This is a genomic window from Aquiflexum gelatinilyticum (assembly GCF_024741135.1).
GTDB classification, from domain to species: domain Bacteria; phylum Bacteroidota; class Bacteroidia; order Cytophagales; family Cyclobacteriaceae; genus Cognataquiflexum; species Cognataquiflexum gelatinilyticum.
The window spans coordinates 292,323-309,146 of sequence record NZ_JANSUY010000004.1; the positions used below are offsets into that span (position 1 = coordinate 292,323).

A 16,824-nucleotide genomic window follows, 5' to 3' on the forward strand; every position below is an offset into this window, starting at 1 on the left:
AATTTAGTGGTTTAGAATGCCAATGTTAAAGTACCACCGAATCTTCTTGAACTTGGACCTGTTACAAAGTCAAAGCCCAAACCGTTACCAACACCTACACCCAAAACGTCCACATCGTAATTCATGTTTGGAGGGAAGTTAAGTGCTCTAAACCAAAGGTTAGTACCGCTAAGTGCGATAGAGGCACGCTTGAAAGGAGTCTTGGAAAGAAGTGAAGATGGAAGGTCATATCCGAATGACAATTCTCTCAATTTCACAGCTGAACCATCAAATACGTTTGATTCATCAGCACCTACGTGGTATCCATCAAAGAAATAGTTAGAAGCAGTGATCTGAATATCGTTTGGAGTACCGTCTCTCTTCACACCCGGAAGGATGAAACTCATCTCTCTGTCCACCACTGGATCTTTGGTCACACCTCTAGCAAGTGTAGCAGTAACTGTGTTAGAGAAGATGATACCACCTCTTCTGTATTCCAACATGAAGTTCATGAAGAAACCTTTGTATCTCAAGGTGTTGATCCATGATCCAGTCCATTTAGGGTTTGGATCACCCAAGATTCCGATTTCAGTATCTTCAAGGTAAGTACCTACGTTATCAACAATAGGCTGACCTGTCTGCTCATCACGGGCAAAAACAGTTCCTTTGATGATACCGAAAGGCTGTCCCGGGATTGCAAAGTTACCCAAGTTGGTAAAACCTGCATAAACAACTTCTTCAAGACCTTCACCCAACTCCATGGTAACCGTTCTGTAAGCAGTCCAGTTTACGATAGTCTCCCAGCTAAATCCACTTGCAGTAGTCACTGGAGTGGCAGTACCTTGGAATTCTATACCTCTGTTTCTGATTTTACCGATGTTGATGGTTGTGTTGGTAAAACCTGTTGAAGGATCAATAGGTGAAGAAGTGATCAAATTGTTGGTGTTCTTCTGGTACAAAGAGATGTCAAATCTCACTTTGTTATTGAACATGGCTGTTTCGATACCAAATTCCAATTCCTCATGCAATTCAGGCTTCAAGTTTGGATTACCTAAAGTGTTGCTCAAAGATTGTGTTTGGAATAAAGTTCCACCAGAATTTTGGAAGGCTCTTGAAGACTGACCCAAAATATTTCTTGTCTGATATGGTCTTGGGAAACCTGCTGAGGTTCCATAACCCAATCTCAATTTCAAGTCATTCACAGTGGATGAATTCCAATTGAAAGCATCAGAAGGAATAAATGAAACTGAAGCTCCTGGATAAAGGATTCTTCTGTTTTCAGGCTCTACGGTTGAAGTCCAGTCATTTCTAGCAGAAACGTTCAAGAACAAATAGTTGCTGTAATCAAAAGTAAAGTTGGCATAAACACCCATCCTTCTTTCTTCTACCAAATAATCCATACGGCCTGCGCCAAGTGGGTCAATGTTTGCAGAAGTCAGGAAGTTAGTATGTCTGAAAAGGTCAAAAGCCAATTGGCCTGTTGAAGAGATACCGTTCTGCTGGTAGTTGTCATATCTTGAGTTACCACCCAAAAGTGCACTTACTCCCACTTTTTCAGAAATTGTTTTTCTCCAGTTCAAAATCAAATCCTGGTTCCAAATGGTATTTTGGATATTGATAGTTCTGTAATAACCTTGTCTTGCTTCCAAAGCTACACCTGCACCTCCACCTTTGTTATATTTAGCTTCCTGTACTTCAGTATAAGTATCCAAACCTAAGCGGTAAGTTACTGAGAAGTTGTCGTTGAAGTCATAGTTCAAAGAAGTAGAGTTGAAGAAACGGTTTACTTCAGATGTATTCTTGTAATTCTTCACTACCCAAAGTGGGTTAGGGATATCATTACCCGCTCTATAATAAACAGAGCTTCTATCCACAGGGTTTTCGAAAGGCAAGCCTCCCAAGTCATGGGATCTTGGAGAAAACAAAATGTGGGCATACGCAGAAGGGATACCACCATTAGGACCTGAACCAAACGCCGCGTTTACAGGAGGAGAATCTACACCTGTTCTAGCAAAAGTAAAGGAAGAGTTGATGGTGAATTTCTCGCTGATAGCAGAGTTGATACCCAAACCAAAGTTGTACTTGGTCAACTTGTTACCAGGAAGGAAACCTTCGTCTGAAGTGTAACCAAAAGATGCACTGTAACCTGTGCTTTCAGAACCGCCTTGGATTTGTACGGAAGTATTACTTACCAATCCAGTTTGGAAGAAAGTTTTGCTAGGATCATCATACGCCTTGTAATCATACTTAATAGGCGTAGTTGTAGGATTTCCATTGGCATCTTTCTCAAAAAACTCAGGGAAAGCACTTCTGATACTTGATAATGAAGAGTTGGCGACAGGGTGATTGATCTGCAAACCAATGTCCAATCTAGGACCGAAGTTAGAGAAGAACAAACCAGGCTGCTGCTGGAAACCATTACCATATACCTGACCAAAAGTAGGAAGTGAAGCAGCGTTGTTTGAGAACAAAGACTGGTTAACAGTTACTTCAGCTTGCTTTCTTTTTCTGGAACCTGATTTGGTGGTTACCAAAATAACACCGTTTCTACCTTGGTCACCATACAATACTGTAGCAGAAAGACCTTTCAACACGGAGATGTTTTCAATGTTGTTTGGATCGATATCCAAGAAACGGCTTGAAGTAGTAGCACCACCTGAACCAAATCCTGATTGAGCGTTGGTATTTGTGTTGAATGGAACACCATCTACAACAAACAAAGGCTGGTTAGAACCTGTGGCTGAAGAATAACCCCTGATGATGATGTTTGTACCAGCACCTGAGTTACCGTTAGTAGCAGTGATATTCACACCTGCCACTTTACCTTGAAGAACCCTTGCAACGTCAGCTTCCGGTCTGTTTTGGATTTGCTCATCCCCTACAGTGGTTACCGCGTAGCCCAAGGCTTTCTTTTCTTTCTCAATACCGATTGCCGTAACTACCACTTCGGATAGTTGGGACGCATCAGTAGTGAGCGTTACGTTGATAACGGATCTGTTACCGATCGCTTCTTCAAGGGTTTTCAAACCCACAAAAGAGTAAATCAATACATTAGATCCTTCCGGTACATTAATAGAGTAATTACCATCCAAATCGGTGGTAGTACCTACTGTTGTACCCTTCACGAGGACGGTAGCGCCTGGGAGGCCCTGACCATCTTCATCGGAAATTACCTTTCCGGTAATTACCCGTTGTTGCGCCGACACCTCGATACTGAGTGTCATGGTGAAAAGCGCAATAACAAAGAGTAAAGCTTTTCTCATAAGGTATTTTAGTTTAGTTGATGTGTAAAGAAAATTTATTTCCTCCACATTTCAAAATGAGTCAAATCCATAAATTTATATTTGTTTTGTATATCTTTTTATTGTTTATTTAATATTTTAACATATTTTAAGTCCATATCATCAATGTTAATTATTGTTAAAGTTAAATTAATGAATTTAAAATGATCCCTTAGGTTAAATACTTACAAAAGCAGTCAAAAAAGTGGAAAATTTGGAAATCAAATTTATTTCGAACGATCAGTTTTATTAAAATAGATTCAAGGATCAATACGCAAAATTTTATTCTGAATAAGTTTGAAAAAATTATTTTGCTTTTTTTAAAAAAAAATTACTTTAAATACATATTTGTTATTGTATAAGGCTAAAATTTAACTAATTGATAATTTTTTAGGGATATTTCTTATTTTCCATAAAATCAGAACCAATAGAATAAAAAAGAATCATTCTTTGATTTACATATTGCAAAAAATTTTTTATCCCCTGATGAATTATGGCGTTTTCCATCATGTTTTTTAGAATAATCCACAGAAAAATGTATTTCGGGGTAATATTTTTACCTCAGATTGATTTTTTTTAAAATTCAGGAAAATGAAGGTTCAATTTTGAATCTAGAATCAGAAGATAAGTCAAAAAATAACCCACAAAACGACAAAATAAAATTTGGAAATACATTCATCGAAAAATGAACCTGTTTGTACACTTTAGAACAAAAAAATAAAGTACAAGCAATACGGCTTATACTTTATCCTTATTAATTTCAGAAAGTGTAATTCCTATAATTTCTACTTCAATTAAAAAGCAAACCTCACTGATAATGCCACTTCATCCCACCAAAGTCCTCCATTGTCGCTGATATTGAATGCAGGCTTCCAATCTAGTGAAAGGTTAATGGGTGCATTATCAAATTTATAATCCAAACCAATGATGCCATCTAATCCTACTACTGTTGAACTTGTGCCATTGTCACCCCAAGGTGTATTGCGCTTGGTTGAATTCCAAGAACCGATATGTGCACCACCACCATAAAACCACTGCAAACCTTTTGCTCCATCTATATCCTTATGTACTTCATACAAGCCGGTGATGATAAAACCCTGCCACCTCGTATAGAGTATGCCTTCGATGGCAGCTCCATTTTGGATAAAATGCTTTACAGTGATACCGTTACCTGAACCGAGTCTAAGCCCTATACCAGTATTATACTGTGCCATGGATTCATTGACAAAAGCCAAGGAAATCAAAACTGCGAGAAATAGAATGGACTTTTTCATAAATTTTCAAATGGATTTAAGTTTAAGAATGGGCGAATTAAATTAATTCTTTAAATAATTTCCATCAAAGATGGTTAAAATAGTATGTCTTTTCGGGTGTAATGCAAATATCAAGCCCAATATCATGTGCTTCAGTTGGGATTTCTTTAACCGGAAGGAAAAACGACAAACCTGCCTTAATTATTTTATGATGAAAGGTGGCTAAAAATTTGTCATAGTAAGCTTTGCCATAACCCAATCTGTTGCCTTTCACGTCAAATGCCAAAAGGGGAATTAGGACCAATTGAATGTTTGCATTTTGTCCTTTTTTAAAATCTGATGGAAGTGGAATACCAAAAGCATCTGATTTAAATTCTTTGGAATGAGTGATATCCAATGTGTCCAAAACGCCCGTTTCTGGATTGACATAAGAGGTATACAAAAAGTATCCCAAATCTTTTAGCTTTTTTACTAATGGGAAAGTGTTGATTTCGTTCAGTCTCGAAATGGTAAGAAAAATATGGATATGCCTGATGGAGGAATTCGCTTTGAGATAATCCAGTACCTTGTTGGAAATCTTTTCAGAAAAATCCTCTCTTTTTTCAATTGAAATTGCCTTTCTCAGTTCGTGGTGTTCTTTTCTGATGGCTGATTTATCCATGATCCGGCTTTAAAATCATATATGAAAAATCAAAAGGATCAAAAAGTTCATGGAGTTTTGGGATGAAATCCTGATCCTCAAGATAAAATCTCATGAAATTTTCCACCCTTTCCTGCGGACTTCCACCCGGATTCATGTAAGCGAAGATTGCTTCTCTCTGTTTGATTTTAATGTCCCACTTTCTTTCTTCTGCTTTTCTTACTTTTTGGCCAAGTTGATCCAAAATCTTAAGGGCCCTTACTTCAGCAGCTTCAAATGCACTTCCAAGACTTTTCTCTAGTACTGAGGCTGTTTTTCCTGCTTCCCCAAAAACCAAGCTCAACGCTTCTTTTTCATGTTTCAGTTTGATATCCATGGAAGCGTATGCTGAAATGAAATTCTTTTTCCATTCTTCTACAGTCTGAAAAAGCATTTCATCTGACAGCCCAAGTTTTTGGATTTTCCTATCAATAGCCCCATCTAAAACAACAGCAAAATTCCTTGGCATCAAAGCAGGAAATGGAACTTCAAAATGGTCAAAGATCCCTTTCAACTGAAGCCAATACACCACTTCTGCAGGACCGCCCAAATACGCAAGGTTTGGAAGGATCATTTCCTGGTAAATGGGACGAAGAACCACATTTGGACTGAACCTTTCCGGATTTGTCTCCACGAGTTCCATCAACTCTTTTTCAGTGAAGGAAATCTCTGAATTCAACACCTTATATATAGTGCCTGATTTTTCTATTCTTTCCCTAATACCCTGATCCATGTAGAAAAGGTTGATTTCCCTGGGAAATATCTGGCTTTTATATCCAAGTTCTTCCAGTTTTTTTGTTTGGGTATCTGCGAGTACCTGTGGCGTATGCTGGAATAAATCTTCCTGTATCACGGGTACAAAAATCTTTTTCAATGCAGCATCATTGCCATCTACAATCAAGAGACCCTTTTCCCCAAATAAATGATGGACATATTTCCTGACAGCCTCCGATAATTTCTCAGAGCTTTGATAAGCCTCTTTAAAAAAATCAGGAACAAACCCGACAACATTCTTGAAAAACGCTTTAAAACTTTCATCCAATTCAAAATCACCTACAGCTCCGTTTTGGTTGGTTTTCCATTGGTATTTTTTACCATCAAGTTTAAAATAGCAGATTTCATCAAAATCATGGTCTTCAGTTGCCATCCAATAAACAGGCACAAAATGCTTTTCAGGATACGCCTGATTCAATTGATCAGCGAGGTTGATCGTCGATACAATTTTATATATAAAGTAAAGCGGGCCCGTGAACAGGTTGAGCTGATGTCCTGTTGTTACTGTAAAAGTGGTAGAATCTGCCAACGATTGAATTTGTCGATGTGTAACCTCAGAAAGCTTAATTCCTTGGTATTGAAAGTTGAGGCGCTCCAACAAAACTTTCCTGTGAGAATCTTTGAATTTCTTCCCATCCATCAGTTTTTTGAAATTTCCGATTGTTGGATACTGATTAAAAAATGGGGAAACCTCAGGCTTTTGATGGATATAATCTAAAAATAAGGCCGAAAATTGTCCGGTACAATCCGGATCAACTGTGCTTTTTATCATGGATTTGGGGTTCAACGTTCTCTTTGGCGATACAAGTCAGTGTAACTTCGCAACAAATGATAAAGTTCGCATTTTTTTTCTTAATACAAGAACGGCAGATTTACTGTTTAATTTTTTCAAAAATTATATGAGATCCCTGCAGGTTTGATAGGCTAAATTTGTGAGAATAAAGGGTGAAGGGTAAAGGAAGGAAGTGAATTATGAAGTACGAGTTACGAGTTAATGAAGTAGGAAGGTGAAAGTATGAAGTACTAGTTAGGAAGTGGGAAGTTGAGGATTTGGGACTGTTTGTAAAATTTAAAGAAAATGAAAAAGAAAGAAATACCGGTTACGGGAATGAGTTGTGCGGCTTGTGCACTTTCTGTAGAAAAAACGCTTTCCAATAGTCCTGGAGTCAAATCAGCCTCTGTGAATTATGCCAACCATGTAGCATTGCTGGAATGGGAAGAAGACGTAGTGTCTTTGGAAAAACTTCAAAAAGAAATCCAATCCACAGGATATGGCTTGATGATCGAAGACGTATTGCGTGAAGACCTGGAAAAAATGCAGCTCGAAGCCTACCAAAAGCTTAAGAAAAAAACAACCTATGCAGGAATACTTGCATTGCCTGTTTTTCTGATCGGCATGTTTTGGATGGAAATGCCTTATGGCAATTACATCATGTGGACCTTGACTACACCGGTCTTACTGGTCATGGGAAGGCAATTTTTTATCCAAGCCTGGAAATTGGCAAAAAACAGACAAGCCAATATGGATACACTCGTGGCCCTGAGTACGGGAATAGCTTATATATACAGTAGTTTCAACACCTTTTTCCCTGAATTCCTTGCTTCAAAAGGACTAGAGGTACATGTGTATTTTGAAGCAGCCTCAGTGATCATTTTTTTTATTCTTTTGGGAAAAACCCTTGAATCCGGCGCAAAAGCCGGAACAGGAGCAGCACTCAAAAAGCTGATGGACCTTCAGCCAAGCGACCTCATAGTTTTGGAAGAAGGAAAAGAAATCCCTAAAAAGACGGCAGAAGTCCGAACCGGTGAAGTTGTTCTGATCAAACCAGGTCAAAAAATTCCCTTGGATGGCAAAGTCTTAGAGGGCTCTTCCTATGTCAATGAAAGTATGCTTACCGGTGAACCACTTCCAGTTCTCAAAGAAAAAGATGCCAAGGTTTTTGCCGGAACCATTAACAGTACCGGTAGTTTCACTTTTGTTGCTGAGCAAATTGGAAGCGAAACTTTTCTTGCCCAAATCATCCAAAGGGTAAAGTCAGCACAGGGATCCAAAGCTCCTATTCAAAAAACGGTAGATAAAGTCGCTGGAATTTTCATTCCTGTAGTCTTGGCAATCGGGCTCCTGACATTTTTTGTTTGGGGATTCAGCGGAGTACAAGATTCCTGGCTGCGAGGAATGCTGGCTCTGATTACTGTTTGGGTAATTGCCTGTCCATGCGCTTTGGGTTTGGCTACTCCTACCGCAATAATGGCCGCAATGGGCAAAGGAGCGGAAATGGGGATTTTGATCAAAGATGCCGAAAGTTTGGAAAAAGGAAAATCCATAAATACCCTAATCCTGGACAAGACAGGGACGATTACCGAAGGAAATCCAAAAGTCATCGGCACTAATTTCAGTGAAAACTGGAATGAAAAAGATGCTTCCGCTATCAAAGCCATAGAATCCAAAAGCGAGCACCCTTTGGCTATTGCCATTTCGGATTATTTTGAGAAAACAATCCCCGAAAACAATTTGTCAGAATTCAGGAGTGAAACAGGTAAAGGAGTCAGTGCCAAGAGCGGTGAAGACACCTTCCATATCGGAACTTCAAAGTGGTTGTCATCATTGCAAGTGGAGATGACCGGGCCTTTGGTGAAAGAATCTTCCCAAGCTTTGGAAGAGGGTGCTATTGTGGTTTTTGCTGCAAAAAACAGGGAATTGGTTGCAGTATTCAAAATCGCTGATCCGATCAAACAAACATCGATTCAGGCCATTCAAGAATTGAAACAAATGGGAATAAACATCCACATGCTCACCGGAGACCAAACCAAAACAGCTTCTTGGGTAGCAAAAGAAACAGGAATAGAACATTTCAAAGCAGAAATGTTACCTCAGGATAAAGCCTCCTACCTCAAAGCATTACAAAGTAAAGGTCTTCACGTGGCCATGGCAGGGGACGGGATTAATGACAGCGAGGCATTGAGTCTAGCGGACTTAAGCATTGCGATGGGGAAGGGAACCGATATTGCGATGGAAGTTGCAGAGGTTACTTTGGTCCATTCAGACCTTTCTCAAATTCCAAAAACCCTTCAACTCACGAAAAAAACAGTCAAAATAATCCGTCAAAATCTCTTTTGGGCTTTTATTTACAATATTATTGGAATTCCGATTGCGGCGGGAATCTTGTATCCCACATTCGGATTCCTGCTCAATCCCATGATTGCAGGGGCAGCAATGGCACTCAGTTCGGTCTCGGTAGTCAGCAATAGTCTTCGGCTTAGAAAATGACAATTACATTCAACAAGCAAACCGAATTACACCGGTTGTTGTTTTAGGGAGGCGTCACCCTGAGTGAAGCGAAGGGTCTCTCTTAAAGTAATTGAGATCCATCAGTCGTACCTCCTTCAGGATGACGGAGAAAACGGTGTCCTTTTCATGTCTGTACATTATATTTAATGTTTACTCGAAATGAAAGGGTGAAGTCTTTTCAAAAGCTTGCGTCTTCTGCTTCTTCGTCTTTATTCATTCTTCATTATTAATTCAGAAATTTAACCCTTGCTTTCTGATTTTAATCTCATGTCTCTCGTCTCACATCTTATGTCTTAAAATATGAAAAAGCAATTCAAAACAAACGTAAAATGCGGTGCCTGTGTGGCTACCATCACTCCGGAAATGGAAAAAATCGCAGCCGGATCTTGGCAGGTGGACTTGACCCATCCAGACAGAATCCTCACGGTAGAAAGTGAAAAAGGTGCTACTGAAATCATTCATGCACTTGAAACCGCAGGATACAAAGGAGAACTGCTTTCCTAAAACAATTGACCTCCAAATTGCTTTTATTTCTTAGCTTTGCCCAAAATTTGAAATGATCAACTACCAACAATTTGTACTGGATAATGGCCTTCAAGTGCTCGTCCATGAGGACAGGAGTACAAAAATCGCCGTGCTAAACATTCTGTACAAAGTAGGGTCAAGGAATGAAGTTGCAGGAAAAACAGGGCTTGCGCATTATTTTGAACACCTGATGTTTGGTAGTTCAAAGAATGTCCCAGTATTTGACACAGAACTGGAAAAGGTGGGCGGTTCCTGTAATGCATTTACCAATACAGACATTACCAACTTTTATATCACCCTGCCTGCGTCCAATATCGAAACCGCCTTTTGGCTGGAATCTGACAGGATGCTCCAACTCAATCTCTCTGAAAAAACCATTGAAGCACAACGGAAAGTGGTCATAGAGGAGTTTAAGCAGCGGTATATCAACCAACCTTATGGAGATGTCCACCACCATATACGTAGCTTGGCATACGAAAAGCATCCTTATCAATGGCCAACGATCGGCAAAAATTTAGAGGATATCATTAATTATCAAAAAGAAGACGTTGAAGATTTCTACTACACGCATTATCGGCCTGATAATGCAGTCATGGTGGTGGCAGGTGATGTGACTTTGGAACAGGTGAGAATTTTGTCTGAAAAATGGTTTGGGGATATTCCCTCAGGAAAAATCCAAAAAAATATTGTTGTTCAGGAACCTCCACAGATAAAAAAGAAAGTGAATTACGTGGAAGCTGATGTTCCCACAGATGCCCTATACAAAGTGTATCACATGCCGGGAAAATTACAGGATGGGTTTCTTGAGTCCGATCTGATTACAGATATTCTTGGGTTTGGCAGATCTTCCATTCTTGAACAGAAATTGGTCAAAAACGGGAATCTGTTTGCCTCCATCGGGGCTTATATCTTCGGAACGGTGGACCCGGGATTGTTGGTTTTTTCAGGCAAAATGGAAAAAGGCCAGCCTGCGGAACTTGCCGAAAAGGCTTTGGATGAAGTCGTGGCTACATTTCTCGGTTCGACAGTTTCTGAAAACACCCTGATCAAAATCAAAAATCAGGCAGAGGCCATGAAAACCTATGAATCTGTGCAACTTTTGAACAGGGCCATGAGTCTGGCGTATAATGCCCACCTCGGCAACCCTGATTACCAACAATTGGAATACGAAAAGAAAATCAAGATTCCTTCGGAGGAAATTATTAATCAGGCGAATAAAATCCTTGTAGAAGAAAACTCTTCCGTAGTTTATTACAAAGCCAAAAAAGAAAGTAACTAGGTTTTATCTTGTGTCTCAAGTCTAACATCTAAAGTCTATTTTATGACAAACTTCAGAATCGGCTTCGGCTATGACGTGCATCAACTCCGGGAAGGCTACGAGTTTTGGCTGGGAGGTATCAAATTGGAACACGAAAAAGGCGCTGTAGGGCACTCAGATGCAGATGTACTCATCCATGTAATTTGTGATGCACTTTTGGGTGCGGCGAATTTGAGGGACATTGGATACCATTTTTCAGACAAAGACCCCAAATACAAAGGGATCGACAGCAAAATTCTCCTCAGAGAGGTCATGCAGCTGGTCAGAAATGAAGGATTCGAAGTGGGTAACATAGATTCCACTGTCTGTCTTCAGGTTCCAAAACTGAACCCGCATATTCCCGAAATGAAAGCCTGCCTTGCTGAAGTGATGGGAACACCCATTTCAAATATTTCTATCAAAGCCACTACCACTGAACAGTTGGGATTTGTAGGAAGGCAAGAGGGAATTTCCGCTTATTGTGTGGTACTTATCCATAAAGTCTAATACATGGGAAGAGAGGTCAAAATCATCACTACCGAGGACGGTTCGCACTCACTCTATCTACCTGAACTGAAGGAATCCTACCATTCTTTTCATGGAGCATACAGGGAATCCATCCATGTTTTTATGCTCTATGGACTCGAGGCTTGGTTTATGCGCAATCCTGACAGATTTCCAATCCGGATTTTTGAGGTAGGGTTTGGAACAGGTCTCAATGCCTGGCTGACACTTGTTTGGGCCGAGCAATACAAAGTCCCTGTTTTGTACCATTCCATAGAGCCATTTCCTTTGGAAAAAGAGATTTTTGAGCAACTGAATTATACCGAGGTAGATACTACTATTTACCATTATGCCCATTTTTTCAAGAAACTGCACCTTTCACCTTGGGACCAGGGTTTGGTATACTCAGAATATTTCAACATGAAAAAGGACCAGACTACCTTAGAAAAAGCAGTTCTTTATCCTTCTGATTTGGTCTTCTACGATGCCTTTGCACCCAAAAAGCAACCTGAGCTTTGGACGAAAGAAATTTTGGATAAGGTAGTTGACGCGATGAATCCGGGTGGAATTTTTGTCACTTACAGTGCGACAGGAAAACTCAAACGGGATCTTCAAGAATTGGGACTGACTGTCGAAACCCTTCCCGGCCCTCCGGGAAAAAACGAGATGGTGAGAGGGACTAAGGGTTGAAAGTTGGGAAAGTTGGAAGGTTTTAAAGTTAAAAAGTTAGGTCCTTCACCACCACTGTATTTTGGATTTGAAAACTGCAAACTGACCACTGCGACCGAATACTGTCAACTGACTCGGATCACTCCTCCTCCTTTATCCCTTCATTTTTCTTTTTTCCTTTAGGTTCCTTTTTCGGCTTTTCAGGTTTTGCCTGCCCAAGACCTAGACTTCCTTTGAGGCCACTAAAAGTTGTTTTCCACCAATAATTGAAAATGAATTTTTCTTTATCCCGTTCTTGATAAATCTTCCCATCTATCGGATTTCTGAGGTATCTTCTTGGGTTGTTTGACCTTACGGCAAATGAATTCAAAACAAAAGTCAGGATCGCATCTCTGCCTTTTGCTTTTTCAAGAGTCCTGTGATTCAATAAAATCAGGTGCAAATCCGAGTATAAAAACTCCATCTGACCCACAGCTTTGTCATTATCAGCGACAAATGACCAATCCGCACCTTTTACTGTGCCTCTTTTGATGGTAACAAAAGCATTGGTTTCTAAAATTGAATTTAATGTCCTCATGTCAAATTCCCCAAGCTGTGCATTGATTCTCATCGGATATGGCTCTTGGAAAAACAAATGGCCTTGAAGGTTCAATTCAGCCACACCATTTAATTTCGTAGTAGCTAGCAAGAAAGATTCCTCCAAAGGATAGGCATTTTCACCTTTGGACAAATGAAATGGATACAAGCCGGCGTTGATGTCTGTAAAATAAAGTTCTCCAGGTACCATTCCCTTTTCAAAAAACTCTGAATACCTGATGGTGGCATTTTCAATCACAAAAGTATCAAGCCTTAATTCGATATCTGCTTTGCTCATCAACTCCTGTGGCATGGGACGGAAAATACCTTCCTCCCGCGGATATCTTTTATCCCTAAACATGGTAGCAGCGACATCGGTTATTTTTAGGGATTTGGCAGCCAAAATCTCTTCTTCTAGAAACCTGTTATAATCAGGTTTGTCCAAAACCAATAAAGGGACATGGATATTCATGACATCAGTCTGTTTTCCAACTGCCCGTCCATATTGGTACCTACCTACCCTTGGAGAGAAAACCAGGTCATTTATTTTTATTTGATTGTTATCAACTGATATCAGTCCTATGTTAAGTTTGTTTAGACTGTCTTTCAACAGGATTTCGTAATTGGGAAGGGAAAATTTGAAGTCTTGTTTTATCAGGGAGGCTTTATCGAGCTTATCCAGATTTTGTAAATCTATCTTGGTTCCGAATACCTCAAAATTGGCGGCAGCGAATTTTGTGGGTTTTTTCGAACCGTCTTTATCAAAAACCGAAAAATTTCCTTCCACTATTTCAAAGTCATCTACCATAAAAAACTCAAACAATCCCTTATTGTCTTCCTTTTGTTGTTTTTCCTTCTTGGGCATTTTTACTTCATCAAGAAACACTTCCATATCGGGCTTGTATAACCTGAGTTGTTTGAGCCAAAGATCTTTGCTTCCCTGTATTTCTGATAGTGATTTTGCTTTAATCAGGATTGTTGGAATATGGCCTGAAAAAACCGGAAATCCCGGAACTCCACCCAAGTCCCTTGGAATCACCCTGAAGTTATTTACCAAAATCCCATCATATTTGGTGTCCAGTTCAACTTTCGAAAAAGTCACCTGATGGACACTGTCGTTCAGTGTCAACCAAAATTCATCCAATTCCAATGTAATTCCGTCAAAAAATCCGGCAATTTCTCCTTTTTGGATGTTTGCTGAATCCAGCAAAAAATCAAACACATTCAGGTTAATTTGGGTATTTATAAGTTCGCTTTGTGTGCCTTGTTCCTTAAATCCCAAACTGAATTTGGCGTCGATAGTCTCAATGGTATCAATAGCAACATTTCCAATGTTTTTTGGAAGGTTTCTTTCTTTTCTAACTCTGTTTTTAATGGCTTGATTTTCCTCTTCTTTCCAATCATTGTCAATAAGCAATTCCACCGAAGACCCAAGCAATCCAAGTTTTTGAAGTCTTAGTGAATTGTCAAAAAGAAAGGCCTCCAAGTCCACTCCTTTGAAAGAAAGTACAGGGATTTTAGCTGTCACTTTGGTTTTATCAGAGAAGTTACTGCTTGGACTTAACCTCACATTCCTCGTAATGATCTCTTCCCTTGCTGTGTTAAAATTGATCCCATCAGCCTGAATGGTATATTTCCCATTTCCTACGGTGAAAACATAATTGCTCAAATTCAGATCAAATTCTTCAGAAAAAAAGGAGTTAATTTTGTTAGATACGGTTGACTCATCTATAAAAAAATTCTTGACAGAAACCGTTAATTCATCCTCTGAAAAGCTTCTTGTCTTATCAGCGGTATAGTTTTGGTAATTCAATTTTGCTTTTTTGACATTGATCGAGTCCACTTTGATCTCAGAAAAATAATTTGTCAACAACTCTAAAATTTCTCCTCTCCTTAGCTCATTTCCGTCCCCATCCTGAATTTTTTGTTTGTATCGATAGAGTTTAATGTCAGGAGAAGGAATCAAAATCTCATTGATCCTCAAAATTCCATCAAAATACGCTTGGGGAATATTCACTCCTTTGGCCATAAATTTTGGAACATAAATATCCAAAGTCGCACTTTTGCCATATCTATCCAAAGTCTTTTGAATCTGTGTCTGATAAAGTGGCCGGATTGCAAAACCGTCGATTTCGATCAAATATCCTTTGGTATCCAAAAAAATCCTGTCTGCTTTGAAGATATGTAGGTTATCAGCAAGTTTGAGGGCATAATCCTCAATTTCAAGCTGTAGGTTTTCTGCCAAAAACACGCCTTTGGATTCAGCATTTTCAGTCTTTTCGTCCAGTGCAAAATTTTCCAAGACCAGGTTTATTTTTCCAAAAGAAAGACTGTCCTGTCTCAATCTGACCCTGTTGTCGAGAACGAGAGATCCTTGCCGAATTTCAAATCTTTCTACATAAATCCCGTCAAGGTATTCTTTATAAATCTCATTGAGATCCAATTTTGATTCATTCTCTTTTCCGCCTTTTATGTTCCTAAGAAATATTTCCGGTTCGTCTAATATCACTTCTTCCAAATCTACAATGCCAAGATTGTAGACTTTCTTAAGATTGGCATCTGAAATAGCCAAGCTAGATACGCTGATATCCAAATGTGCCTTTTTACCATCAAATTCAAGTCCTTCTTTTGGGTAAAGTTTAAATCCATCAATCTCTATCCTGTCATCGAAAGAGGAAAGTCTGACAAAATCTCCCACCAACAGGTGGATGCTGTCATTGAGAGCAAATTCAACCTGATGTAATTCTACAGAAGCATTGTCAGCGTAAAAAAACTGATCCTGTTTTTTAGAGATATCGGGACCGACATAGAAGTCCTCCATTTTGAAGTCAATCCGGTCTGTCTTTATCATGTAGGTATCCCTGTCCTCAGCCAATCTCTTACCAAACTTCCCTTCTTCAATCTCTAAATCTTGGATCTGAATAGAAGCCAAAAAACCATCAATCAAAGCGTATAAATCAAAGGGTTCCGTACCCCGGTCCTGTTTTAAGACCTCTCGGGTGAAAAGGTTAAATTCAGGATTTTCGATTTTCAATTGCCCCACGGCAACCTCTGAAGTATAAAAAACCCTATTGATATCCGCATCTTTCAACAGCAGTTCATCGAGATCAAGTTGAAAATAAGTTTTTGTTGTTTTGCTGAAATCAGGAATAATTTTGACCTCCTTCGCATTGATGAACTGTTCTAGGGAAGATACATTGACCGTTTTGGCCTGGATAGTATGGATGCTGTCAGCCAACAAAACTTCAAAATTATCAAAGCCAAAAGAAAAACCCTTGGCATTGAAAGGTGTGGCCGGTACTCTCTCCTGCAAAAGTTGGATATCCTCCATCAAAAGCCTTGTGTTCTCAGCTTTGATGGCCTTTTGGGAAATGAAATTTTTTAAAAGTAAGTCTGCCTCGTCTATTTTTAGCCTGTTGATCCTTATTTCCTTGACTTGAGAACTCAAAAATGACTTCCTGATTTCCTCCTGAAGTATGGAAATAGGTGACACGGTAGGCTTTGAAACATCGGAAGTATCTTTTTTAACCAACTTAAAATCCACATCAGGATTGACCAATTCTATGGTCCCAATGATAAATTCCTTTTTAAAAAAACGGTAATTGAGTCCTGTAATGTCTATTTCAGGAATTGAAATCCGATAATATGGGATATCGTCTAAGTCTTGAAACTGACCTTCGACCGGATTCAACTTCAATCCTTTGAAGGTAATTCCCCTTTGCAAAAACAAAATATGAAACTCCTCAAAGTCAATCTCATATTTATTTCCGGAGGCAACGTTGACTTTTTCTTTTAGGAAATTGCGAAGTAAAAGATCAGAACCGAAGTAAAAAACTACCTGAAGTGAAAACAAAACCAAAAGGGTTATTCCTGCCAAGCGCAAGTACTTTTTTTTCCTTTTTGGAGGCAGAGATTCTTGATTTTGATTTTCTTCCATAAACCTAAAACAGTTACTAAAAGTAATACAAAAGGATCAGAAAATAATCCGACTCTAGGAG

The 16,824-nt window shown here is 39.3% G+C and carries 10 protein-coding genes; 5 read left to right on the forward strand and 5 right to left on the reverse strand.

Features of this window, described 5'->3' with window-relative positions:
• Positions 1-11: 11 nt before the first annotated feature.
• The 4 genes from NU887_RS09035 to bshC form a co-directional block, all read right to left on the reverse strand.
• Positions 12-3,242: a SusC/RagA family TonB-linked outer membrane protein gene (locus NU887_RS09035; protein WP_258423033.1), complete on the reverse strand. Its 3,231-nt coding sequence runs from the start codon at positions 3,240-3,242 to the stop codon at positions 12-14.
• Positions 3,243-4,054: 812 nt separating this feature from the next.
• A complete protein-coding gene (locus tag NU887_RS09040; protein ID WP_258423034.1) occupies positions 4,055-4,534 on the reverse strand; it encodes a hypothetical protein in 480 nt (159 codons plus the stop codon).
• Positions 4,535-4,598: 64 nt separating this feature from the next.
• The gene (locus tag NU887_RS09045; RefSeq protein ID WP_258423035.1) at positions 4,599-5,174 is read right to left on the reverse strand and encodes a 5-formyltetrahydrofolate cyclo-ligase; all 576 of its coding nucleotides are present in this window, start codon (positions 5,172-5,174) and stop codon (positions 4,599-4,601) included.
• Positions 5,167-6,738: a bacillithiol biosynthesis cysteine-adding enzyme BshC gene (gene bshC / locus NU887_RS09050; protein WP_258423036.1), complete on the reverse strand. Its 1,572-nt coding sequence runs from the start codon at positions 6,736-6,738 to the stop codon at positions 5,167-5,169. Before bshC ends, NU887_RS09045 begins: the two co-directional genes overlap by 8 nt.
• A gap of 306 nt (positions 6,739-7,044) precedes the next feature.
• Here bshC and NU887_RS09055 point away from each other — a divergent pair, with 306 nt between their 5' ends.
• The 5 genes from NU887_RS09055 to mnmC2 all read left to right on the forward strand — a co-directional run bounded on the left by NU887_RS09055 (position 7,045) and on the right by mnmC2 (position 12,271).
• The gene (locus tag NU887_RS09055; protein ID WP_258423037.1) at positions 7,045-9,234 is read left to right on the forward strand and encodes a heavy metal translocating P-type ATPase; all 2,190 of its coding nucleotides are present in this window, start codon (positions 7,045-7,047) and stop codon (positions 9,232-9,234) included.
• A 321-nt stretch (positions 9,235-9,555) separates the two neighbouring features.
• The gene (locus tag NU887_RS09060; RefSeq protein ID WP_258423038.1) at positions 9,556-9,759 is read left to right on the forward strand and encodes a heavy-metal-associated domain-containing protein; all 204 of its coding nucleotides are present in this window, start codon (positions 9,556-9,558) and stop codon (positions 9,757-9,759) included.
• A 52-nt stretch (positions 9,760-9,811) separates the two neighbouring features.
• Positions 9,812-11,059 carry a M16 family metallopeptidase gene (locus tag NU887_RS09065; RefSeq protein WP_258423039.1) on the forward strand — a complete coding sequence of 416 codons (1,248 nt, stop codon included), beginning with the start codon at positions 9,812-9,814 and terminating at the stop codon, positions 11,057-11,059.
• Positions 11,060-11,101: 42 nt separating this feature from the next.
• Positions 11,102-11,584: a 2-C-methyl-D-erythritol 2,4-cyclodiphosphate synthase gene (gene ispF, locus NU887_RS09070; RefSeq protein WP_258423040.1), complete on the forward strand. Its 483-nt coding sequence runs from the start codon at positions 11,102-11,104 to the stop codon at positions 11,582-11,584.
• A gap of 3 nt (positions 11,585-11,587) precedes the next feature.
• Positions 11,588-12,271 carry a tRNA (5-methylaminomethyl-2-thiouridine)(34)-methyltransferase MnmC2 gene (gene mnmC2, locus NU887_RS09075; RefSeq protein ID WP_258423041.1) on the forward strand — a complete coding sequence of 228 codons (684 nt, stop codon included), beginning with the start codon at positions 11,588-11,590 and terminating at the stop codon, positions 12,269-12,271.
• Between the two features lie 118 nt (positions 12,272-12,389).
• On the opposite strand, the gene NU887_RS09080 is transcribed toward mnmC2, so the two are convergent.
• Positions 12,390-16,703: a hypothetical protein gene (locus NU887_RS09080; RefSeq protein WP_258423042.1), complete on the reverse strand. Its 4,314-nt coding sequence runs from the start codon at positions 16,701-16,703 to the stop codon at positions 12,390-12,392.
• Positions 16,704-16,824: the final 121 nt, after the last annotated feature.

Excerpts from the sequence above, each read along its gene's own strand:
- NU887_RS09055 (WP_258423037.1), top strand. The coding sequence starts at position 7,045 with ATGAAAAAGAAAGAAATACCGGTTACGGGAATGAGTTGTGCGGCTTGT.
- NU887_RS09060 (WP_258423038.1), top strand. The coding sequence starts at position 9,556 with ATGAAAAAGCAATTCAAAACAAACGTAAAATGCGGTGCCTGTGTGGCT.
- ispF (WP_258423040.1), top strand. The coding sequence starts at position 11,102 with ATGACAAACTTCAGAATCGGCTTCGGCTATGACGTGCATCAACTCCGG.
- NU887_RS09045 (WP_258423035.1), bottom strand. The coding sequence starts at position 5,174 with ATGGATAAATCAGCCATCAGAAAAGAACACCACGAACTGAGAAAGGCA.
- bshC (WP_258423036.1), bottom strand. The coding sequence starts at position 6,738 with ATGATAAAAAGCACAGTTGATCCGGATTGTACCGGACAATTTTCGGCC.
- NU887_RS09035 (WP_258423033.1), bottom strand. The coding sequence starts at position 3,242 with ATGAGAAAAGCTTTACTCTTTGTTATTGCGCTTTTCACCATGACACTC.
- mnmC2 (WP_258423041.1), top strand. The coding sequence starts at position 11,588 with ATGGGAAGAGAGGTCAAAATCATCACTACCGAGGACGGTTCGCACTCA.
- NU887_RS09040 (WP_258423034.1), bottom strand. The coding sequence starts at position 4,534 with ATGAAAAAGTCCATTCTATTTCTCGCAGTTTTGATTTCCTTGGCTTTT.
- NU887_RS09065 (WP_258423039.1), top strand. The coding sequence starts at position 9,812 with ATGATCAACTACCAACAATTTGTACTGGATAATGGCCTTCAAGTGCTC.